This is a genomic window from Pseudomonas sp. Root562, assembly GCF_001427125.1.
Lineage (GTDB): Bacteria > Pseudomonadota > Gammaproteobacteria > Pseudomonadales > Pseudomonadaceae > Aquipseudomonas.
In genome coordinates this window covers 115122-134532 of the sequence record NZ_LMGK01000005.1, presented here as the reverse complement: position 1 = coordinate 134532, position 19411 = coordinate 115122, and the positions used below count along the sequence as shown (strand labels likewise).

Here is a 19411-nt window from a genome sequence, read left to right as displayed (position 1 = left end):
TCTTAAAGGGTCTCTGATCCGGTCAGGCGCTTGATGGTACTGCGCAGAATAGGGCTGTCGGGTTGTTCCTTGAGGAATTTGCTCCAGATCTGCCTGGCTTCGCGTTGTTTGCCATTGGCCCACAGGACTTCGCCCAGATGCGCGGCGACTTCCTGGTCCGGGAAGCGCTCCAGGGCTTGACGCAGCAAACGCTCGGCTTCGTCGAGGTTGCCCATGCGGAAGTTCACCCAGCCGAGGCTGTCGAGAACGGCCGGGTCTTCCGGGTTGATCTGGTGTGCCTGTTCGATCAAGGCCTTGGCTTCGACATAGCGAGTGGTGCGATCGGACAGGGTATAACCGAGCGCGTTCAGCGCCATGGCATTGTCCGGGTCACGCTTGATGATCTGGCGCAGGTCTTTTTCCATCTGCGCCAGGTCATTGCGTTTTTCCGCCTGCATGGCCCGGGTGTAAAGCAGGTTCAGGTCGTCCGGGTATTTTTGCAGTGCTTGTTCCAGTACCGCCCAGGCCTTGTCGGGCTGGTTGTTGGCGGACAGGGTTTCGGCTTCGATCAGGTAAAGCTGAATCGCATAGTCCGGCTGTTCGTCGCGTTCGGCCGCGAGCTTGCGCTGGGCTTCGGCGGTCCGGCCGTTGTTGATCAGGATGTCGGTCTGGCGCAACTGTGCCGGCAGGTAGTCGTTGCCAGGGCCGACCTGGCCGTACTCGATCAGCGCGCCTTGCGGGTCATTGCGTTCTTCGGCGATGCGGCCCAGGTTCAAATGCGCCGAGTCAACGTGGCTGTCCCGTGCGATCAGGTCTTCCAGGTAGCCCTTGGCCTCGTCCCAGGCCTTGGCTTCGAGACAGACCAGTGCCAGCGAATAACGCAGTTCGTCGTCATCCGGGTATTGCTGGACCAGGCTGGAGAACTCGGCCTTGGCGTCATCCATGCGGTTCTGCTCGACCAGCATGCGTGCGTACGTCAGGCGCAGGCGCTTGTCCTCCGGGTACTTCTTGATGCTTTTTTGCAGCAGCGGCAATGCTTCGTCGCCGCGGTCGAGGCTTTGCAGCAGCCGCGCGCGCAGCAGAATCGGGGCGATTTCGCCTTCGTCCGGCGGGTTGTCTTCCAGCAGGTTCAGTGCGCCTTTGGAGTCGCCGTCCTGTTGCAGCAACAGAGCCTTGCCGAAAATCAGTTGGCCATTGTTCGGGTGGCGTTGCAGCAAGCGGTCGAAACTCTGCATCAAGCCGTTGCGCGTGTCCTGGTCGGTATCGGCCGCAGACAGCGCAAGGAAATCGAAATGCGTGTCGCCCTTGCCTTGCAGGACTTTCTCCATATAGACCATGGAGTCGTCATAGCGCCCGGCGCGTGCCAGTTGAATGGCCGCCGCCCGTTGTGCCTCGAGGTCGTCCGGGGCGTTTTTCGCCCAGATCAGCGCGGTGTCCAGGGCGGCTTGATCGGCACCCAGGTATTCGGCGATGCGAAATGCCCGCTCGGAAATGCCCGGATCCTGAGTGTTGATGGCCTGGGTCACGTAGTTATCCAGCGCAATGTCGAAGCGATTGCGCTGACCAGCGAGTTCGGCACTCAGCAGGCTGAAGACCGTGTCTTCACTGAATGAGCTGTAAACCTTGGGCTTTTCGGGCACCGGAGTGCTGTCTTCCACCGCGGACGAACTGTCCGGCGACACGGGGGCCAAGGCCTGGCAGCCGCTGAGGAAGACAAAAGCGAGGAGCAACGCGGAAGATCTATTCATATAGGAAGAAGGACGACTAACCTGCGGTCGGATCATCATGACACAAGCCTTGGGCCAAACATAACCGGCCCGGCAATTTACCCGCGCGCCGGGTAAACGAGAAGCGCTCGCAACTCGCGGTACTTCCTGTGGGGGCGATAGATATCGAGTAGTTGTTCTCGATCTGTCGAAGTAGGACAATTGCCGGCTTCACGTCACCATCAGCGACTTTGAATGGCCTTCCTTGCACTCGGTATTAACCACAAGACTGCTTCAGTAGACGTCCGCGAGCGCGTGGCCTTTACCCCTGAGCAGCTGGTTGAGGCCTTGCAGCAGCTCTGCCGACTCACCGACAGCCGCGAAGCTGCGATCCTCTCCACCTGCAATCGCAGTGAACTCTATATAGAACAGGATCACCTGTCGGCGGATACCGTGCTGCGCTGGTTGGCCGATTATCATCATTTGAGCCTGGATGAACTGCGTGCGAGCAGTTATGTGCACGAAGATGATGCGGCAGTTCGTCACATGATGCGCGTGGCTTCCGGGCTCGATTCGCTGGTGTTGGGTGAGCCTCAGATTCTCGGGCAGATGAAATCGGCGTATGCCGTGGCTCGCGAGGCGGGCACCATCGGGCCGCTGCTCGGGCGCTTGTTCCAGGCCACGTTCAATGCCGCCAAGCAAGTGCGCACCGACACCGCCATCGGTGAGAACCCGGTGTCCGTGGCCTTTGCCGCGGTCAGCCTGGCGAAACAGATTTTCAGCGACTTGCAGCGCAGCCAGGCGCTGTTGATCGGCGCGGGCGAGACCATCACCCTGGTCGCCCGCCATCTGCATGATCTGGGGGTCAAGCGTATCGTTGTGGCCAACCGCACTCTGGAACGCGCCAGCATTCTGGCCGAGCAGTTTGGCGCGCATGCCGTATTGCTGTCGGATATTCCGGCTGAACTGGTGCGCAGCGACATCGTCATCAGTTCAACCGCCAGCCAGTTGCCGATCCTCGGCAAGGGCGCTGTGGAAAGCGCGCTGAAGCTGCGCAAGCACAAACCTATTTTCATGGTGGACATCGCCGTACCGCGGGATATCGAACCGGAAGTCGGCGAGTTGGACGACGTTTATCTCTACAGCGTCGACGATCTCCACGAAGTTGTCGCCGAGAACCTCAAGAGCCGCCAGGGCGCCGCCCAGGCCGCGGAAGAGATGGTCTCGGTCGGTGCCGAAGATTTCATGATCCGCTTGCGCGAACTGGCGGCAGTCGACGTGCTCAAGGCCTATCGTCAACAGAGTGAACGTCTGCGCGACGAAGAATTGCAAAAGGCCCAGCGTCTGCTGGCCAACGGCGGCAGCGCCGAAGAAGTGCTGGTGCAACTGGCGCGGGGCCTGACCAACAAACTCTTGCACGCACCCAGCGTGCAGTTGAAAAAGCTCTCTGCCGAAGGTCGCCTCGATGCGCTGGCGATGGCCCAGGAACTCTTTGCCCTCAATGAGGGCTCATCGGATAGCTTTTCGGATAAGAAACCGCAATGAAAGCGTCACTGCTCAATAAGCTGGACATCCTCCAGGACCGTTTCGAGGAACTGACCGCCTTGCTTGGCGATGGCGAGGTCATTTCCGATCAGAACAAATTCCGCACCTACTCCAAGGAATACGCGGAAGTCGAGCCGATCGTCGAAACCTATAAACAGCTGCTCAAAGTGCAAGGCGACCTCGAAGGTGCCCAGGCACTGCTCAAGGACAGCGACCCGGACATGCGCGAGATGGCCGTGGAAGAAGTCCGCGAAGCCAAGGAACGCCTGGTCGAACTGGAAGCCAGTCTGCAACGCATGCTGTTGCCCAAGGACCCGAATGACGGACGCAACGTGTTCCTCGAAATCCGTGCCGGCACCGGCGGCGACGAGGCGGCGATTTTCTCCGGCGACCTGTTCCGCATGTATTCGCGATACGCCGAGCGTCGCGGCTGGCGCGTGGAGATCCTTTCGGAAAACGAGGGTGAGCACGGCGGCTATAAAGAAGTCATCGCCCGGGTCGAAGGCGACAACGTCTACGGCAAGCTGAAGTTCGAATCCGGTGCGCACCGCGTGCAACGGGTACCGGCTACCGAGTCCCAGGGTCGTATCCATACTTCGGCCTGTACTGTGGCGGTGTTGCCCGAGCCGGACGAGCAAGAGGCCATCGAGATCAATCCGGCGGATTTGCGGATCGACACTTACCGCTCCTCGGGGGCCGGTGGTCAGCACGTGAACAAAACCGATTCGGCCATTCGTATCACGCACTTGCCATCCGGCATCGTTGTGGAATGCCAGGAGGAGCGTTCGCAGCACAAGAACCGCGCCCGTGCGATGTCCTGGTTGTCGGCCAAACTCAACGACCAGCAGACCAGCGCCGCGGCCAACGCCATTGCCAGCGAGCGCAAGTTGCTGGTCGGTTCCGGTGACCGCTCCGAACGCATTCGCACCTACAACTTTGCCCAGGGTCGGGTCACCGACCATCGGGTCAACCTGACGCTGTATTCGCTCGATGAAATCCTCGCCGGTGGCGTCGATGCGGTGATCGAGCCGTTGCTGGCCGAATACCAGGCTGATCAACTCGCGGCGATAGGTGAGTAAATGACGATCATTGCCAGTTTGTTGCGCGCCGCCGATTTGCCCGACTCGCCCACGGCGCGCCTGGACGCCGAACTGTTGCTGGCGGCGGCGTTGGGCAAGTCCCGCAGTTTTTTGCACACCTGGCCGGAACGTATCGTGCCGAGCGAAGCGGCGCTGACCTTCGCCGAGTTTTTGCAACGCCGTCGTGGCGGTGAGCCGGTGGCCTACATTCTTGGCCAGCAAGGTTTCTGGAAGCTTGATCTGGAAGTGGCACCACACACTTTGATTCCGCGCCCGGATACCGAACTTCTGGTCGAAGCCGCACTTGAATTGCTGCCCGCCACGCCGGCAAAAGTACTGGACCTCGGCACCGGCAGTGGCGCAATCGCTCTGGCCCTGGCCAGCGAACGTCCTGCTTGGAAGGTCACGGCCGTAGACCGCGTGCTGGAAGCCGTTGCCCTGGCCGAGCGCAATCGCCAGCGTCTGCACCTGCACAATGCCACGGTTCTGTGCAGCCACTGGTTCAGTGCGCTGCAAGGGCAACGTTTCGAGTTGATCATCAGTAATCCGCCTTACATCGCCGCCGCCGATCCGCATCTGGTGGAAGGCGACGTGCGCTTCGAACCGGCCAGCGCCCTGGTCGCGGGTGTCGACGGGCTCGATGATTTGCGCTTGATCGTCGCCCAGGCACCGGATCATCTGGAAGCGGGTGGCTGGCTGATGCTCGAACACGGTTACGATCAGGCCGAGGCGGTGCGCGATTTGCTCTTGACCCGTGGTTTTGAACAGGTCCATAGCCGCACCGATCTGGGGGGGCATCAACGCATCAGCCTGGGACGCCTGCCATGCTGAATGATCAGGAATTGCTGCGCTACAGCCGACAGATCCTGTTGCAGCACATCGACATCGACGGTCAATTGCGCTTGAAGGACAGTCGCGTGCTGATCGTCGGCCTCGGCGGTCTGGGTGCTCCGGTGGCGCTGTATCTGGCGGCGGCGGGGGTGGGTGAAATGCATCTGGCGGACTTCGACACCGTCGACCTGACCAACCTGCAGCGCCAGATCATCCATGACACCGACAGCGTCGGCATGAGCAAGGTCGATTCAGCGATCAAGCGCCTGACGGCCATCAACCCCGAGATTCAACTGGTTGCCCATCGCACGGCATTGGATGAAGACTCCCTGGCCGCGGCGGTGGGCGGCGTGGATCTGGTGCTCGACTGTTGCGACAACTTTTCCACCCGTGAAGCGGTGAATGCCGCGTGTGTGGCTGCCGGTAAGCCACTGGTCAGCGGCGCGGCGATTCGTCTGGAGGGGCAATTGTCGGTGTTCGACCCACGCCGCCCGGAAAGCCCGTGCTACCACTGTTTGTACGGGCACGGCAGCGAAGCCGAATTGACCTGCAGCGAGGCCGGAGTGGTGGGGCCGCTGGTGGGTTTGGTGGGCAGCTTGCAGGCGCTCGAAGCGCTGAAGTTGCTGGCCGTTTTCGGCGAGCCACTGGTGGGGCGCCTGTTGTTGATCGATGCCTTGGGCTCGCGCTTCCGTGAATTGCGGGTCAAGCGCGATCCGGGTTGCAGCGTCTGTGGGCCAAAGCATGCGTGAAGCGCCGATCGGCGTGTTCGACTCCGGCGTCGGTGGACTTTCGGTGCTGGCCGAAATCCAGCGTTTGCTGCCCAACGAATCACTCTTGTACGTCGCCGATTGCGGGAATATCCCTTACGGCGAAAAGACGCCGGAATTTATCCGCCAGCGCTGCAGCGTCATGGCCGAGTTCTTTGAGCACCAGGGCGCCAAGGCCCTGGTACTGGCCTGCAATACGGCGACGGTTGCAGGGGTTGCTGACTTGCGTCGCGATTATCCGCAGTGGCCCATCGTCGGCATGGAACCTGCCGTCAAGCCGGCCGCCGCCGCCACCCGCAGTGGCGTGGTCGGAGTACTCGCCACCACCGGCACCTTGCAGAGCGCCAAGTTCGCCGCGCTGCTCGACCGTTTCGCCACTGATGTTCGGGTGATCACCCAGCCTTGCCCCGGGTTGGTGGAGCTGATCGAGAACGGCGATCTGCACAGTACGGCTTTGCGTGAAATGCTCGAGGGTTACGTCGGGCCGCTGCTTGGCGCAGGCGCTGACACCATCATCCTGGGGTGCACGCATTACCCTTTTCTCAAACCGTTGCTCAGACAGATGATCCCCGACGACATCAGCCTGATCGATACCGGCGCGGCGGTCGCCCGACAACTTCAGCGGCTTTTGGCTGATCGCCAATTGCTGGCTGAAGGACCTGCGCGTCCTGCACAGTTCTGGAGCAGTGCCGATCCAGACCATTTCGCAAATATATTGCCGGTTTTGTGGAATAAAGCTGGGGTTGTGCGAAGCTTTGAAGCGTAGGCAAGTCTTAGGGGGGCGTTGAAAAAATCGGGGTGAACTTCTGATAAATCGCCGACTTCTATAGCTGTGAATGTCGAGCAACAAAAATACCAAACGTAATCGTTCGGAAAAGGAAGTTTCTAATGAAGCGTCTATTTTGTTTGGCCGCGATTGCGGCTGCATTGATGGGGCACAGTTTCACTGCACAGGCCGCAGGTGTGGAATTTGCGGTCGGCCAGACCGGCGAGTCAACCATGACTTATCGACTGGGCATGCAGTTCGATTGGGACCAGAGCTGGTGGCAAACCGACGTCGGTCGCCTGACCGGTTACTGGAGCGGCGCTTACACCTATTGGGAAGGTGACAAGACTTCGAGTAACAACAGTCTGTCGTTCTCGCCCGTGTTGGTTTACGAATTCGCCGGCCAGGACGTCAAACCCTACGTCGAGCTTGGGGTTGGCGTGGCGCTTTTCTCCGACACTGAAATCGAAAACAACGATCTGGGTAGCTCGTTTCAGTTCGAGGACCGTTTCGGCGTTGGCCTGCGCTTTGCCGGCGGGCATGAAGTCGGCGTTCGGGCCACTCACTATTCCAATGCCGGGATCAGCAGTCCCAATAACGGGGTAGAGAGCTACGCGTTGCATTACACGATGCCTTTGTAAGGCTGATACAAGATCCCATGCAGGAGCGAGCAGGCTCGCTGCTGCATGGGTAATCAGCGATACGCCGTCGAAATCCCCTGGCGCTCCTCAATGCATTCCGGCGCACCCATCTCGAACTCACGACAGATCAACGGGCGTTTCTCGTAGATGGTGCACATCATCGTGTTGCGATCCAGCGCGGCACACCAGCCGTCATCCAGACGCAACATGACCTCGCCACCCCAGTCATCGGTATCGATATAGCGTTCGGGTACGCCTGTATCGGTGATCAACATGACTTCGAGCTGGCAGCAGCAGGCGGCACAAGTCGAGCAGGTCACCGCGGGAATGGCGATTTGCGTATGAGGGATGGTTTTCATGGCACGCAGTGTAAGGCAGTGGCGCGGTGCTGTGTGAAAGTGCAGACGGGCGCGGTGTCAGGGCTGGTCCTTGATTGGCGGGTTGCGGCGCACCATTCTTTTACCGATCTCCAGTTTTACCTGATCCGGCATTTTCGACATTGGCCATAGGGCGGCCATGAACATTCCTGGAAACGTTATCTCCAGCGGCCGATCCCTGAGTTTGCTGACGATGTGCCGTGCGGCTTTGTCCGCAGGCCAGCTCTGGGGCATGGGAAAGTCGTTTTTCGCCGTCAGCGGTGTATTGGCCAAACCAGGACTGACCACGGTGACTTCAATCCCTTGCGGGGCAAGGTTGATACGCGAGGATTCGAACAAGTAACGCAAGCCGGCCTTCGAGGCGCCATGGGCTTCTGCCTGCGGCAGCGGCAGGTAGGTCACCGAACTGGCTACCCCCACCAGGTGCGGGGCGATGCCTTTGCGCAGCAGCGGCAAGGCGGCTTCGATGCAATAGCTGCTGGCGAGCAGATTGGTGCGCACCACATGCTCGACGATCGAGGTGTCGAATTGCTTGGCATCCACGTATTCACAGGTGCCCGCATTGAGGATCACCGTATCCAGAGAACCCCATTGCTCGGCGATCTGTTCGCCGATTTCACGTACGGTCTGACTGTTGGTCAGATTGCCTGCCACCACCAGAACTTGTCCCGGATAACGTTGGGACATGTCTTTGAGCTGCGTCAGCGAGCGTGAGCTGACGGCCACGTGGGCACCGGTCTTGAGGATTTCTTCGGCCATCGCGGCACCAATGCCGTTGCTGGCACCGGTCAACCAGTATCGACGTGGCGGTGTCAGAATCATCCCTTTCTCCTTTTCAGCCTGGTAATCAACTGGCCCGACAGGGGGTTGTGTTTTTGGAGAGCAGCACCGGCATCGAAGTGATGTTGGTGGCAAAAGATGTTGTCGTGCTGTTGCAGGAAGCTAATCATGCAAGCCTCCGGCATTTTGCCGTGTCGGCAGGTTTTTGAATGCAGCCAGGGCGCGCGCGCGCGATGCGCTCAGATCGACAATCGGCGATGGATAGTTGGCCACGCCGAACAACCCACCGAGGTGAGCGGGGTTGTGCAGCTCTTTTTTGTTCAGCCCCGACAGTTCCGGCAGCCAGTGCTTGATGAATACACCTTCTGCGTCGAACTTTTCCGACTGGCTCAACGGATTGAAGATCCGAAAGTAAGGCGCTGAATCAGTGCCGGTGGACGAGCTCCACTGCCAGCCGCCATTGTTGGCGGCGAGGTCGCCGTCGATCAGGTGGCGCATGAAAAAACGCTCGCCCTCGCGCCAGTCGATCAGCAGATTCTTGGTCAGGAACATCGCCACGATCATGCGCAGACGGTTGTGCATCCAACCGGTTTCCAGCAGCTGGCGCATGGCGGCATCAATGATCGGCAGTCCAGTACGGCCCTCCTGCCAGGCTGCGAGCTCTTCGGGGGCGTGGCGCCAGGCCAGGGCTTCGGTTTCCGGGCGGAAGGCACGATGACGGGAAACCCTCGGGTAGCCCACCAAAATGTGCTTATAGAACTCGCGCCATAGCAGTTCATTGATCCAAGTGACTGCTCCGACTTTGCCACTTTCGAACTCGCCCTGATTGCTTTGCAGTGCGGCATGCAGGCATTGACGTGGTGAAATCACCCCGGCGGCGAGGTACGCCGAAAGTTGGCTGGTGCCGGGCTTGGCCGGGAAATCGCGCTCGCTCTGGTAATAGTCGATCTGTATGTCGGCGAAAGTATCGAGCCGCTGGCGGGCTTCGGTTTCTCCGGCGGGCCACAGCGCTTGAAGGCTGGCGGCAGGTGTCTCGAATCCTTCGACACGGGTGGGGACCGGATCGCTGAGAATCCCAAGCGGCGCCTGGGCCATTGGTGTACTGACCAATCGCGGCAGCGCATGGTGCAGGCGTTCGTAGCAGACCTTGCGGAATTGACTGAAAACCTGAAAGTACGTGCCGGTTCTGGTCAGGATACTGCCCGGCTTGAACAGCAATTGATCAAGGTAACTGTGGAATTCGATGCCTTGGCCTGCCAGTGTTTTCGCAACGGCAGCGTCCCGGCGGGTTTCGTGAATGCCGTATTCCTCGTTTACATGTACAGCTTCGATGCGCAGTTGCCGGCAAACATCGAGCAGTACCTTCGGTGCGTCATCCCAGCGCGCAGCCTCGCGAATCAGCAGCGGAATGTTCAATTGGCTCAGCACCTGGCTCAGCTGATCGAGATTGCGTAACCAGAAATCCACTTTGCACGGCGCATCGTCGTGTTCCAGCCATTGCTCCGGGCTGAGCAGGTACACCGCCACGCACGGGCCAACCGCAGCGGCAGCCGAGAGGGCGGTGTTGTCATGTGAGCGCAAGTCGCTGCGCAGCCAGATCAATTGCATGTGATGTCCGTACCAAACCTTATAAAAACGCTACTAAATGAGCCCACGCTGAACCAGCACCTGATGTGCCAACAATGGATCTTCGGCCAGGTGTAAATCGGCAATTTCTGAAGCTTTAGCGGACAACTCGGCGTGGTGAATGCACACCGTTGGTCCAACGATCAATTTTGGGCAGCTGACGTTGTTCAAAAGTTTCGGCAATTGCGAAATGTTTATGGCTTTGCTGGAAAAAAGCAGTACGCCGCGAGCTTGCAGATAATCCGCTGCGACGGCCAGTTCGCCAACAGGCAGCGGCCAGTCGAACACTTCCACCGGGCAATCGGCGCTGCTGATCAGCCAGGCGGTGAGCCACAGGTGAGGTTCCAGTGGCAGGTCCGAGTGGTTGATCAACAGCAATGGCGGTGCGTGCAACTGACGATTGTTGTGGTAGATGCGCGCCCCGAATTTGCTGCGCAGCCAGGAATAAAAAAATACCCGTTCCATCTGTGCGCCGAACTGGCCTTGCCAGCGTTGCTCCAGCTCCGCCAGCAGCGGCAACAACAATTGCTCACACAGTGTTCGCGGTGGATAGAGCGCCATGGCCTGATTGACGGTGTCGTCCAGAGGGCGTTCGGTCAGTTTCGTGACCGCCACCAGCAAGCTATGACGCAGCCTTTGCCAGTCGTTCTCCACCGGTTGGCTGAAAGTCTGTGGGGTATCGAGCAGTTGTTTGACCTGGCTGACGGCAACACCACGGTTGAGCCAGGTGAGGATCGTGTGGATGCGCTGTATGTGTTCGCTGGAAAACAGACGATGCCCCTTGGGCGTACGTTGCGGAACGATCAGGCCGTAGCGCCGTTCCCAGGCGCGTAGCGTCACGGCGTTGACGCCGGTCTGCCGGGCTACCTCGCGGATCGGCAACCAGCCTTCATCCAGGGCCTTTTTGAAGTCGTCGCCCAAGTCCTCGCTGGCGCTGCTGTCAGCTAGGTCTTTCATCAGATTGCGTTTCGCAGGCTGAGATTTTCCGGGTGCGGTTGCAGGTAGACCTGCTGCGCGATGTACGGGTCGGGGTGTTGCCGAAAGTGATGCTTGAGCAATGTCAGCGGCACCACCAGAGGCACGATGCCGTGGCGGTATTGGCCGATCACGTGTTGCACTTCCTGTTTGTCGTCGGCGCTGAGGGTTTTTTTCAGGTAGCCACTGAGGTGTTGCAGCACGTTGGTGTGGGTGCGGCGGGTTGCACACTTTTTCAGTGCAGCCATCAATTCGCTGAAATATTGCGGGCCGAGTGTTTCTGGATCGGTCTTGCCCATGTTGCCCAGCAGATTGCCCAAGGCTTTGTACTGCACCGGGTTGTGAGCCATCAGCAGGTACTTGTAGCGCGAATGAAAGTCCGTCAGGCCACGGCGACTCAGGCCTTCTTTGAGTAAATGCTGCCAGGCGCTGTAGGCAAATACGCGGGTAAGGAAATTCTCTCGCAATACCGGGTCGTTGAGCCGCCCGTCTTCTTCCACTGGCAAGTCCGGGTGCTGCGCGCAAAAAGCCCGGGCATAAATCCCCTGGCCGCCGCCGTCCACCGGCGCACCGTTGGCGTGATAGACCTTTACGCGTTCCAGGCCGCAAGACGGGGATTTTTGCATGAAAATGTAGCCGCAAATGTCGCCGAGTTCCGCCGCCATTTTCCGTCCGTACTCGGCCAGCGGCCGGGTGACGTTGATCTCACGATCGACCGTGCCAACGGCCTGCGGCTGGAGCGGATCACCCACCAACCGAATGGGCTCGCGTGGAATGCCCAGGCCGATGGCAACTTCCGGGCACACCGATACGAAATCGAAGTAATCGGTGAGGGTGCGGCTGCACAGCCGCGACTCCTTGTGCCCGCCGTTGTAGCGCACCTCGGCGCCCATCAGGCAGGCACTGATGGCGATTTTCGGTTTGTTGGGGGGCAGGGGCATCGGAATACCTCGGAATCAAAACCTATACAGATGAAAAATTCTGTACAACTTGGGTTCATCATAGATTCAAAGGTGTGCAAGTCAAATTTTTTGTATAAGTTTTTCTCGATGCTCGCTTGTTGCAGAGGTTCTTACGACCAGCCCAACCGCCAAGTGCTGCTGTCCTGCAAGGTTTGCCATGCACAGCGTTCACTGCGTCGGGTCAATACGGCCTGCAGTTCGATTTCCCGGACCGTTCCCTCGTCGTCACGAAACAGCTCGGTGACCAGAAAGTGTTTTTCGCGGTTCTGCGGGTGGGCTGCTGTCCATTTCGACAGCAGCAATTTGCTCGGATTGATGCGGTTCACTGCAAGTGCTCATGCAGACGACGGGCAGCTTCCTGGCCGCTGAGCCAGGCACCTTCGACACGTCCGGACAGGCACCAGTCGCCACAGGCATACAAACCCAGATCGGCATCCGCCAGCGTGCCCCATTCGTGGCTGCTGGCTGGACGAGCGTAGAGCCAGCGGTGGGCCAGGCTGAAGCTCGGCGCGGGCATCGAATCATGTAGCAGTTCGGCGAACGCACCGTGCAATTGTTCGATCACTGCTTCCTTTGGCAAGTCGATGTGCTGGCGGCTCCAGGTGCTGGTGGCGTGCAGCACCCACGTGTCGAGCGTGTTGTCGCGCCCTGGCTTGCTGCGGTTGCGGGCCAGCCAGTCGAGCGGGCTGTCTTGCACGAAACAGCCTTCCATCGGCGTTTCCAGCGGCGTTTCGAAAGCCAGGGCGACGGCCCAGGTGGGGTCCATTTTGACCCCGGCGGCAGCCCCCGCGAGCTTCGGTGCAGAGGCCAGCAGTGCCGTCGCTTGCGGTGCCGGCGTAGCGATCACTACGTGACTGAAGGGGCCGTGGGTAAAACCCTCGGCATCCTGCAGGTGCCAGTGTTGTTCGCCGCGATAGACCTCGGTGATCCGGCAGGCGAAATGCACTTCGAGGTCGCCGAGCAGCGCCCTCGTGATGGCGCTCATGCGCGGCGTGCCGACCCAGCGGGTCTGCTCATCCGGCGACAGATTGAGCTGGCCGCCATGGTAGGTGTACAGCTGCGGCGTCCACTCGGCCACCCAGCCGTTGGCTTGCCAGCGTTGCACTTCAGTGACGAAGCGGCGGTCGCGGGCAGTAAAGTATTGCGCACCCATGTCCAGAGCGCCCGCATCGCTGCGCTTGCTCGACATGCGTCCGCCACTGCCGCGGCTTTTATCGAAAAGTTGCACGACATGCCCTGCATCTGTCAGGGCTTGTGCGGCTGAGAGTCCGGCGATGCCGGTGCCGATGATTGCGATAGGTACAGTCATAAGGGCCTCGTTTACCTTTCTGTACAGACTACGCCGGGGTTGAAACCTGTACAATATTGTTTTTTGGTATAACTTTTAGCGTTATCGTTCTGACAGCTTGGCCTATTGTTAAACACAGAGCCTGCCCGATATCAAAGTTCCCTTGCTTATAAAAATAGACTAGTGATCAAGGTAAAACGCCACGCGAGGAAGAAGTCATGCACATATTGCTGACCGGCGGTACTGGTTTGATAGGACGTCAGCTTTGTCGACACTGGTTGAGTCAGGGGCATCGCCTGACGGTCTTGAGTCGTACGCCCGATAAAGTTGCGAAAATTTGCGGCGCTGCAGTGCGTGGTGTCGCACTGTTGGAAGACCTCGGTCAAGAACCGATTGACGCCATTATCAACCTGGCGGGTGCGCCGATTGCCGATCGACCATGGACGTCCAAACGCAAAGCGCTGTTATGGAGCAGCCGGATTACCTTGACCGAAACCCTGCTGGCCTGGCTGGAAAAGCGCGAGCAGAAACCCCGGGTACTGATCTCCGGCTCTGCCGTGGGTTGGTACGGTGATGGCGGCGAGCGGGAGTTGACCGAAGAATCACCGCCGGTGATCGACGACTTCGCCAGCCAGTTGTGCATCGCCTGGGAAGAAACCGCGCAGCGTGCGGAGGCCTTGGGGATTCGGGTGATCCTCATTCGCACCGGTCTGGTGTTGTCTGCCGATGGCGGCTTTTTGTCGCGCCTGCTGCTGCCGTTCAAATTCGGGCTGGGCGGGCCGATCGGCAACGGTCGGCAGTGGATGCCGTGGATTCATATCAACGATCAAATCGCCCTGATTGATTTTCTTCTGCATCGCAATGAAGCCAGCGGTCCATATAATGCCTGCGCACCGAAGCCGGTGCGTAATCGCGAGTTTGCCAAAACCCTGGGCAGCGTGTTGCATCGCCCGGCGTTCATGCCGATGCCGGCGCTGGCGTTGAAGGTTGGCCTGGGCGAGATGTCATTGTTGTTGCTGGGTGGTCAACGGGCCACGCCGGCGCGTTTGCTCGAAGCAGGATTTACCTTCCAGTTCACTGATTTGCGCGCGGCCCTGGACGATCTTTCCAGCCGCCTCTGAAATAGGACGTTGCATGACCGATCACGCGTTGCTTCTGGTCAACCTGGGCTCACCGGCCTCCACTTCGGTGGCGGACGTGCGCCGTTACCTCAATCAGTTTCTGATGGACCCCTACGTGATCGACCTGCCTTGGCCGGTGCGGCGTCTGCTGGTGTCACTGATCCTGATCAAGCGTCCCGAGCAGTCGGCCCACGCGTATGCTTCGATCTGGTGGGACGAAGGCTCGCCGCTGGTGGTGCTCAGTCGTCGCTTGCAGCAGGCGATGACTGCGCACTGGCATCACGGCCCGGTTGAGTTGGCCATGCGATATGGCCTACCGTCCATCGAGTCGGCGCTTACACGACTGATCGCCCAAGGGCATAAGCGGATAACCGTGGCGCCGCTCTATCCACAATTTGCCGACAGCACCACCACAACAGTGATCGAAGAGGTCCGGCGTGTATTGCGCGAGAAAAATCTCAATGTGCAACTGTCGATACTCCAGCCGTTCTACGATCAACCGGAATACCTTGATGCTCTGGTGGCCACGGCCGGACCGTACCTGCAACAGGATTACGACCACCTGTTGCTGAGCTTTCACGGCTTGCCTGAGAGGCATCTGACCAAGCTTGATCCGACCGGCCAGCATTGCTTCAAGAATGAAGACTGCTGCAAGAACGCTTCGCCAGCGACCCTGGCGACCTGTTACCGCGCCCAATGCCTGCGTAGCGCAGCGGAGTTTGCCAAGCGCATGGGGCTTGCGGACGGCAAATGGTCGGTGTCGTTCCAGTCGCGTCTGGGGCGTGCCAAATGGATTGAGCCCTACACCGAAGCGCGTCTTGATGAGTTGGCCAAGTCGGGTGTGAAGAAACTATTGGTCATGTGCCCGGCGTTCGTTGCCGATTGCATCGAGACGCTGGAGGAGATTGGTGATCGCGGTAAAGAGCAGTTCCGCGAAGCGGGGGGCGAGGAATTGGTGTTGGTGCCGTGTCTCAATGATGACCCGCGTTGGGCACAGGCATTGACCAAGTTATGCGAAAGAGCGCCTTTGGCTCTCTAGGAACCCAACCTGTGGCGAGGGAGCTTGCTCCCGCTGGGTCGCGAAGCGGCCCCAAAATCTTGCAATAAATGAAGATTTTGTGGCTGCTGCGCACTGGTACGCCAGACCGGTCAAGCGGGAGCAAGCTCCCTCGCCACAGGGATCGCCTGTTACACCAGCGGCTCATTCGCCTTCTTGTGCTTCCAGCTGTCATTGCCCGGCAGGATCAGGTTCAGCGCAATCGCCACCACCGCGCACAGCGCAATGCCTTTGAGGCCGAAATCATCCGGGCCGGTGCCGGTACCCACCAGCACACCGCCGATCCCGAACACCAGGGTCACCGACACAATCACCAGATTGCGCGCCTCGCCCAGATCGATCTTGTGGCGTATCAGCGTGTTCATGCCTACCGCTGCAATCGAACCGAACAACAGGCACAGAATGCCGCCCATCACCGGCACCGGAATGCTTTGCAGCAGTGCGCCGAATTTGCCGATGAATGCCAGGCTGATGGCGAATATCGCCGCCCAGGTCATGATTTTCGGGTTGTAGTTCTTGGTCAGCATCACCGCGCCGGTGACTTCGGCGTAGGTGGTGTTGGGTGGGCCGCCGAACAGGCCGGCCGCGGTGGTGGCAATGCCGTCACCGAGCAGCGTGCGGTGCAGACCGGGTTTCTTCAGGTAATCGCGGCCGGTCACGCTACCCACGGCAATCACACCGCCGATGTGTTCGATAGCCGGGGCCAGGGCCACCGGAACGATGAACAGGATCGCCTGCCAGTTGAATTCCGGCGCGGTGAAGGCCGGGATGGCGAACCATGGCGCCGCGGCAATCTTCGCCGTGTCGACCACACCGAAATAGAATGACATGGCAAAACCCACCAGCACGCCGGAAATGATCGGCACCAGGCGGAAAATGCCTTTGCCGAACACGGCGACGATCAGGGTGGTCAGCAGCGCCGGCATCGAGATCAGCATTGCGGTCTGATAGTGAATCAGCTCGCTGCCGTCTCCCGCCTTGCCCATCGCCATGTTGGCGGCAATCGGCGCCATGGCCAGGCCGATGGAGATGATGACCGGGCCGATCACCACCGGTGGCAACAGGCGGTCGATGAAACCGGTGCCTTTGATCTTCACGGCCAGGCCGAGGAAGGTGTAGACGAAGCCAGCCGCCATCACACCGCCCATGGTCGCCGCGAGGCCGAATTGACCCTTGGCGAGAATGATCGGGGTGATGAAAGCAAAACTCGACGCCAGGAACACCGGCACCTGACGTCCGGTGACCACCTGAAACAGGATGGTTCCCAGGCCGGCGGTAAACAGCGCCACGTTCGGGTCAAGGCCGGTAATCAGCGGCATCAACACCAGGGCGCCGAAGGCCACGAACAGCATCTGTGCGCCGGACAGCACCGTGCGCCAGAGCGGATCGTTGAACTCTTGCTGCATGCTCACGCGTCCTTCTGCTTGGTGCCGAAGATCTTGTCGCCAGCATCGCCCAGGCCCGGGATGATGTAACCGTGTTCGTTGAGTTTTTGATCAATGGACGCGGTGTAGATGGTCACGTCCGGGTGAGCTTTCTCGACCACCGCAATGCCTTCGGGCGCGGCAACCAGCACCATGGCGCGGATGTCCCTGCAACCGGCCTTTTTCAGCAAGTCGATGGTCGCGACCATCGAGCCGCCGGTGGCGAGCATCGGGTCGATGATCATGGCCAGGCGTTCGTCGATTTCCGGTACCAGTTTTTCCAGGTAGGTGTGGGCTTCGAGGGTTTCCTCATTGCGGGCCACACCCACGGCGCTGACTTTGGCGCCCGGGATCAGGCTCAACACACCTTCGAGCATGCCGATACCGGCACGCAGAATCGGTACTACAGTAATTTTCTTGCCGGCGATTTTCTCGACCGACACCGTGCCGCACCAACCTTCGATATCGTAGGTTTCGAGCGGCAGGTCTTTGGTGGCTTCATAGGTCAGCAGGGCACCGACTTCCTGAGCGAGCTCACGGAAATTCTTGGTGCTGATGTCTGCGCGGCGCATCAGGCCAAGTTTATGACGGATCAGCGGGTGGCGGATCTCGAGGATGGGCATGGGAAAGGCTCCGGCGGCGGGCAAAAAAACCGGCCTAGATTAATCTATCCGAGGGTGTTGTCCTATAGACATAGAGTACGTTAGTCCACAAACGCTTGATCTGGCCTCGCTTGATGCGTACCTTTGCCCGCTTTTCCTGAACCGCCACCCCCCTCAATCCCCTGGAGAGCGCCATGTCCGCTGATCTCGAGCATATCCGTCAAATCATGCGAGAGGCTGACTGCCTGTACACCGAAGCTGAAGTCGAGGCGGCCATCGCCCGCGTGGGTGCACACATCAATGAAGAACTGGCGGACAGCAACCCGGTGGTGTTCTGCGTGATGAACGGCGGGCTGATTTTTGCCGGCAAACTGCTGACCCATCTACAATTCCCGCTGGAGGCGTCCTACCTGCACGCCACCCGTTATCGCAACGAAACCAGCGGCGGCGAGCTGTTCTGGAAGGCCAAGCCGGAAGTGTCGTTCATCGACCGTGACGTTTTGATCATCGACGACATTCTCGACGAAGGTCACACCCTGGGTGCGATCATCGACTTCTGCAAACACGCCGGTGCCCGCAAAGTGCACACCGCCGTGCTGATCGACAAGGATCACGACCGCAAGGCTCGCCCGGACCTGAAAGCCGATTTCGTCGGTCTGCCGTGCATCGACCGTTACATCTTCGGCTACGGCATGGACTACAAGGGCTACTGGCGCAACGCCAACGGGATTTTTGCCGTTAAAGGAATGTAAGACATGGATACGCCTCGCTTTCTCGATCAGACGTTGTTCGCGGAACTGGCCGGGAAAGCCGCGGCCAATCCTCGTGGACGCCAGCATTACAACTTCCATCAGATGGAAGACGCTTGCCATCGCATGGCGGTGGCGCTGCAGCCATCCACGTACATTCCGCCTCACCGGCATCTGGGTGACAACAAGGCTGAAACCCTGCTTGTCCTCAAAGGACGCCTGGGTGTGTTGATCTTTGACGAGAACGGTACGGTGCTCAGCAAGACCGTGCTTCAGGCCGGTGGCGACTGTGTTGGCGTGGATCTGCCGACAGGCGTATTCCACGGCCTGGTGGTGCTTGAAGACGATAGCCTGATGTTCGAATGCAAGGCAGGGCCTTACCGCCCGGTCGGTGAAGGTGAACTTGCCGTATGGGCGCCGCGCGAAGGCGAGCCTGGTGTTGCCGAATATCACGCCTGGATGCGTGCGCAGTTCGATTGATCCAAGCCAGATCAAAACATCGCAGCCTTCGGCAGCTCCCATAAGGGCCTGATGTACACCCTGTAGTCGCTGCCGAAGGCTGCGATCTTTGCTTTTAAAGCCATGATAGAGTGCTCGGCCCCGCCCTCCGGAGCCTTGTCATGAGCCTTTTGTTTCGCAGCTGCGCCGCTCTGTTGCTGACCCTCAGTCTGCCCCTGGCCGCTGCCCCGGCACCGATGCACGGGCAGTTCCTGCCTCCGGATGACCTGACTCTGCGTGACGCAGAGCCCGAGCAGCAGCAGTTGTTGCAAGTCACCGAATATTCGGTGGTGGTCGGCAGTCAGCGCCAGTCCAATCAGCAGCCGATCCCGGTAACCTCGCCGCTGTTGGTTCGCCTCAAGGGCAAATCCTTGAACAAGGGAGCAACCATCAGTCAGGTGCTGGTCAATTTCGACGGCGAAAGCAAAAGCCTGAAGAAACCGGTCTACGACGACAAAACCAAGACCCTGACCCTCTATTACCCGCTGGCGCAGTACCGGGTGGTGATCGATCTGTTGCGCAATGACACGGTGTATTGCCAGTTCTTGAGCTATGCCAATGGCCACATTTGGGCCGATCTGCACACTGGCGCCGTTCGTCCGCGTTGAGCCCGGCGCCCGCGCAGGGGTAAACTGCCT

General features: G+C 59.5%; 21 protein-coding genes. 11 read left to right on the top strand and 10 right to left on the bottom strand.

Annotated features, from left to right (window positions below; all coding sequences use genetic code 11):
• Window positions 1-2: 2 nt before the first annotated feature.
• The gene (locus tag ASD60_RS06850; protein ID WP_056853274.1) at window positions 3-1727 is read right to left on the bottom strand and encodes a tetratricopeptide repeat protein; all 1725 of its coding nucleotides are present in this window, start codon (window positions 1725-1727) and stop codon (window positions 3-5) included.
• Between the two features lie 213 nt (window positions 1728-1940).
• Here ASD60_RS06850 and hemA point away from each other — a divergent pair, with 213 nt between their 5' ends.
• The 6 genes from hemA (at window position 1941) to ASD60_RS06820 (ending at window position 7314) form a co-directional block, all read left to right on the top strand.
• Entirely contained in the window at window positions 1941-3230 is a 1290-nt protein-coding gene (gene hemA / locus ASD60_RS06845; RefSeq protein WP_056853273.1) for a glutamyl-tRNA reductase, read from the top strand.
• The gene (prfA, locus tag ASD60_RS06840; protein WP_047533169.1) at window positions 3227-4309 is read left to right on the top strand and encodes a peptide chain release factor 1; all 1083 of its coding nucleotides are present in this window, start codon (window positions 3227-3229) and stop codon (window positions 4307-4309) included. The genes hemA and prfA overlap by 4 nt, the downstream gene beginning before the upstream one ends.
• The gene (gene prmC, locus ASD60_RS06835) at window positions 4310-5140 is read left to right on the top strand and encodes a peptide chain release factor N(5)-glutamine methyltransferase (RefSeq protein WP_056853272.1); all 831 of its coding nucleotides are present in this window, start codon (window positions 4310-4312) and stop codon (window positions 5138-5140) included.
• On the top strand, window positions 5134-5889 hold the full coding sequence (locus tag ASD60_RS06830) for a molybdopterin-synthase adenylyltransferase MoeB (protein WP_056853271.1): 756 nt from the start codon (window positions 5134-5136) through the stop codon (window positions 5887-5889). Before prmC ends, ASD60_RS06830 begins: the two co-directional genes overlap by 7 nt.
• Window positions 5882-6673 (top strand): glutamate racemase, encoded by a 792-nt coding sequence (gene murI / locus ASD60_RS06825; RefSeq protein WP_056853270.1) that lies wholly within the window; start codon window positions 5882-5884, stop codon window positions 6671-6673. Before ASD60_RS06830 ends, murI begins: the two co-directional genes overlap by 8 nt.
• A 122-nt stretch (window positions 6674-6795) precedes the next feature.
• Window positions 6796-7314, top strand: coding sequence for an acyloxyacyl hydrolase (locus tag ASD60_RS06820; RefSeq protein WP_056853269.1), 519 nt, complete (start codon window positions 6796-6798; stop codon window positions 7312-7314).
• 53 nt (window positions 7315-7367) lie between these two features.
• Here ASD60_RS06820 and ASD60_RS06815 read toward each other — a convergent pair whose 3' ends face one another.
• The 7 genes from ASD60_RS06815 to ASD60_RS06785 all read right to left on the bottom strand — a co-directional run bounded on the left by ASD60_RS06815 (window position 7368) and on the right by ASD60_RS06785 (window position 13343).
• Window positions 7368-7673 carry a YkgJ family cysteine cluster protein gene (locus ASD60_RS06815; protein ID WP_056853268.1) on the bottom strand — a complete coding sequence of 102 codons (306 nt, stop codon included), beginning with the start codon at window positions 7671-7673 and terminating at the stop codon, window positions 7368-7370.
• Between the two features lie 57 nt (window positions 7674-7730).
• Complete coding sequence (locus ASD60_RS06810) at window positions 7731-8513, bottom strand: SDR family NAD(P)-dependent oxidoreductase (RefSeq protein ID WP_056853267.1); 783 nt, start codon at window positions 8511-8513, stop codon at window positions 7731-7733.
• 120 nt (window positions 8514-8633) lie between these two features.
• Window positions 8634-10079, bottom strand: coding sequence for a deoxyribodipyrimidine photo-lyase (gene phrB / locus ASD60_RS06805; protein ID WP_056853266.1), 1446 nt, complete (start codon window positions 10077-10079; stop codon window positions 8634-8636).
• Between the two features lie 33 nt (window positions 10080-10112).
• Window positions 10113-11054 (bottom strand): MerR family transcriptional regulator, encoded by a 942-nt coding sequence (locus tag ASD60_RS06800; RefSeq protein ID WP_056853265.1) that lies wholly within the window; start codon window positions 11052-11054, stop codon window positions 10113-10115.
• Complete coding sequence (locus ASD60_RS06795; RefSeq protein WP_056853264.1) at window positions 11054-12013, bottom strand: YbgA family protein; 960 nt, start codon at window positions 12011-12013, stop codon at window positions 11054-11056. The genes ASD60_RS06800 and ASD60_RS06795 overlap by 1 nt, the downstream gene beginning before the upstream one ends.
• 131 nt (window positions 12014-12144) lie before the next feature.
• Entirely contained in the window at window positions 12145-12360 is a 216-nt protein-coding gene (locus tag ASD60_RS06790) for a TIGR02450 family Trp-rich protein (RefSeq protein WP_056853263.1), read from the bottom strand.
• A complete protein-coding gene (locus ASD60_RS06785; protein WP_056853262.1) occupies window positions 12357-13343 on the bottom strand; it encodes an NAD(P)/FAD-dependent oxidoreductase in 987 nt (328 codons plus the stop codon). The genes ASD60_RS06790 and ASD60_RS06785 overlap by 4 nt, the downstream gene beginning before the upstream one ends.
• A gap of 197 nt (window positions 13344-13540) precedes the next feature.
• Between ASD60_RS06785 and ASD60_RS06780 the strand changes: the two genes are divergently transcribed.
• Window positions 13541-14443, top strand: a complete 903-nt coding sequence (locus ASD60_RS06780; protein ID WP_056853261.1) for a TIGR01777 family oxidoreductase — start codon at window positions 13541-13543, stop codon at window positions 14441-14443.
• A 13-nt stretch (window positions 14444-14456) separates the two neighbouring features.
• The gene (gene hemH / locus ASD60_RS06775) at window positions 14457-15482 is read left to right on the top strand and encodes a ferrochelatase (RefSeq protein WP_056853260.1); all 1026 of its coding nucleotides are present in this window, start codon (window positions 14457-14459) and stop codon (window positions 15480-15482) included.
• Between the two features lie 149 nt (window positions 15483-15631).
• Here the strand turns inward: hemH and ASD60_RS06770 are convergent, their stop codons facing one another.
• Window positions 15632-16906 carry a uracil-xanthine permease family protein gene (locus tag ASD60_RS06770; RefSeq protein WP_056853259.1) on the bottom strand — a complete coding sequence of 425 codons (1275 nt, stop codon included), beginning with the start codon at window positions 16904-16906 and terminating at the stop codon, window positions 15632-15634.
• Window positions 16907-16908: 2 nt separating this feature from the next.
• On the bottom strand, window positions 16909-17547 hold the full coding sequence (upp, locus tag ASD60_RS06765; RefSeq protein WP_056853258.1) for a uracil phosphoribosyltransferase: 639 nt from the start codon (window positions 17545-17547) through the stop codon (window positions 16909-16911).
• 173 nt (window positions 17548-17720) lie between these two features.
• Between upp and ASD60_RS06760 the strand changes: the two genes are divergently transcribed.
• The 3 genes from ASD60_RS06760 to ASD60_RS06750 all read left to right on the top strand — a co-directional run bounded on the left by ASD60_RS06760 (window position 17721) and on the right by ASD60_RS06750 (window position 19381).
• The gene (locus ASD60_RS06760) at window positions 17721-18278 is read left to right on the top strand and encodes a hypoxanthine-guanine phosphoribosyltransferase (RefSeq protein WP_056853257.1); all 558 of its coding nucleotides are present in this window, start codon (window positions 17721-17723) and stop codon (window positions 18276-18278) included.
• A 3-nt stretch (window positions 18279-18281) separates the two neighbouring features.
• Window positions 18282-18755 (top strand): WbuC family cupin fold metalloprotein, encoded by a 474-nt coding sequence (locus tag ASD60_RS06755; protein WP_056853256.1) that lies wholly within the window; start codon window positions 18282-18284, stop codon window positions 18753-18755.
• 140 nt (window positions 18756-18895) lie between these two features.
• Window positions 18896-19381, top strand: a complete 486-nt coding sequence (locus ASD60_RS06750) for a hypothetical protein (RefSeq protein ID WP_056853255.1) — start codon at window positions 18896-18898, stop codon at window positions 19379-19381.
• The last annotated feature ends 30 nt before the right edge of the window (window positions 19382-19411 follow it).

What these genes read in the sequence shown, in the direction of transcription:
- ASD60_RS06850 (WP_056853274.1), bottom strand. Translation starts at nt 1,727, where the DNA reads ATGAATAGATCTTCCGCGTTGCTCCTCGCTTTTGTCTTCCTCAGCGGC.
- hemA (WP_056853273.1), top strand. Translation starts at nt 1,941, where the DNA reads ATGGCCTTCCTTGCACTCGGTATTAACCACAAGACTGCTTCAGTAGAC.
- prfA (WP_047533169.1), top strand. Translation starts at nt 3,227, where the DNA reads ATGAAAGCGTCACTGCTCAATAAGCTGGACATCCTCCAGGACCGTTTC.
- prmC (WP_056853272.1), top strand. Translation starts at nt 4,310, where the DNA reads ATGACGATCATTGCCAGTTTGTTGCGCGCCGCCGATTTGCCCGACTCG.
- ASD60_RS06830 (WP_056853271.1), top strand. Translation starts at nt 5,134, where the DNA reads ATGCTGAATGATCAGGAATTGCTGCGCTACAGCCGACAGATCCTGTTG.
- murI (WP_056853270.1), top strand. Translation starts at nt 5,882, where the DNA reads ATGCGTGAAGCGCCGATCGGCGTGTTCGACTCCGGCGTCGGTGGACTT.
- ASD60_RS06820 (WP_056853269.1), top strand. Translation starts at nt 6,796, where the DNA reads ATGAAGCGTCTATTTTGTTTGGCCGCGATTGCGGCTGCATTGATGGGG.
- ASD60_RS06815 (WP_056853268.1), bottom strand. Translation starts at nt 7,673, where the DNA reads ATGAAAACCATCCCTCATACGCAAATCGCCATTCCCGCGGTGACCTGC.
- ASD60_RS06810 (WP_056853267.1), bottom strand. Translation starts at nt 8,513, where the DNA reads ATGATTCTGACACCGCCACGTCGATACTGGTTGACCGGTGCCAGCAAC.
- phrB (WP_056853266.1), bottom strand. Translation starts at nt 10,079, where the DNA reads ATGCAATTGATCTGGCTGCGCAGCGACTTGCGCTCACATGACAACACC.
- ASD60_RS06800 (WP_056853265.1), bottom strand. Translation starts at nt 11,054, where the DNA reads ATGAAAGACCTAGCTGACAGCAGCGCCAGCGAGGACTTGGGCGACGAC.
- ASD60_RS06795 (WP_056853264.1), bottom strand. Translation starts at nt 12,013, where the DNA reads ATGCCCCTGCCCCCCAACAAACCGAAAATCGCCATCAGTGCCTGCCTG.
- ASD60_RS06785 (WP_056853262.1), bottom strand. Translation starts at nt 13,343, where the DNA reads ATGACTGTACCTATCGCAATCATCGGCACCGGCATCGCCGGACTCTCA.
- ASD60_RS06780 (WP_056853261.1), top strand. Translation starts at nt 13,541, where the DNA reads ATGCACATATTGCTGACCGGCGGTACTGGTTTGATAGGACGTCAGCTT.
- hemH (WP_056853260.1), top strand. Translation starts at nt 14,457, where the DNA reads ATGACCGATCACGCGTTGCTTCTGGTCAACCTGGGCTCACCGGCCTCC.
- ASD60_RS06770 (WP_056853259.1), bottom strand. Translation starts at nt 16,906, where the DNA reads ATGCAGCAAGAGTTCAACGATCCGCTCTGGCGCACGGTGCTGTCCGGC.
- upp (WP_056853258.1), bottom strand. Translation starts at nt 17,547, where the DNA reads ATGCCCATCCTCGAGATCCGCCACCCGCTGATCCGTCATAAACTTGGC.
- ASD60_RS06760 (WP_056853257.1), top strand. Translation starts at nt 17,721, where the DNA reads ATGTCCGCTGATCTCGAGCATATCCGTCAAATCATGCGAGAGGCTGAC.
- ASD60_RS06755 (WP_056853256.1), top strand. Translation starts at nt 18,282, where the DNA reads ATGGATACGCCTCGCTTTCTCGATCAGACGTTGTTCGCGGAACTGGCC.
- ASD60_RS06750 (WP_056853255.1), top strand. Translation starts at nt 18,896, where the DNA reads ATGAGCCTTTTGTTTCGCAGCTGCGCCGCTCTGTTGCTGACCCTCAGT.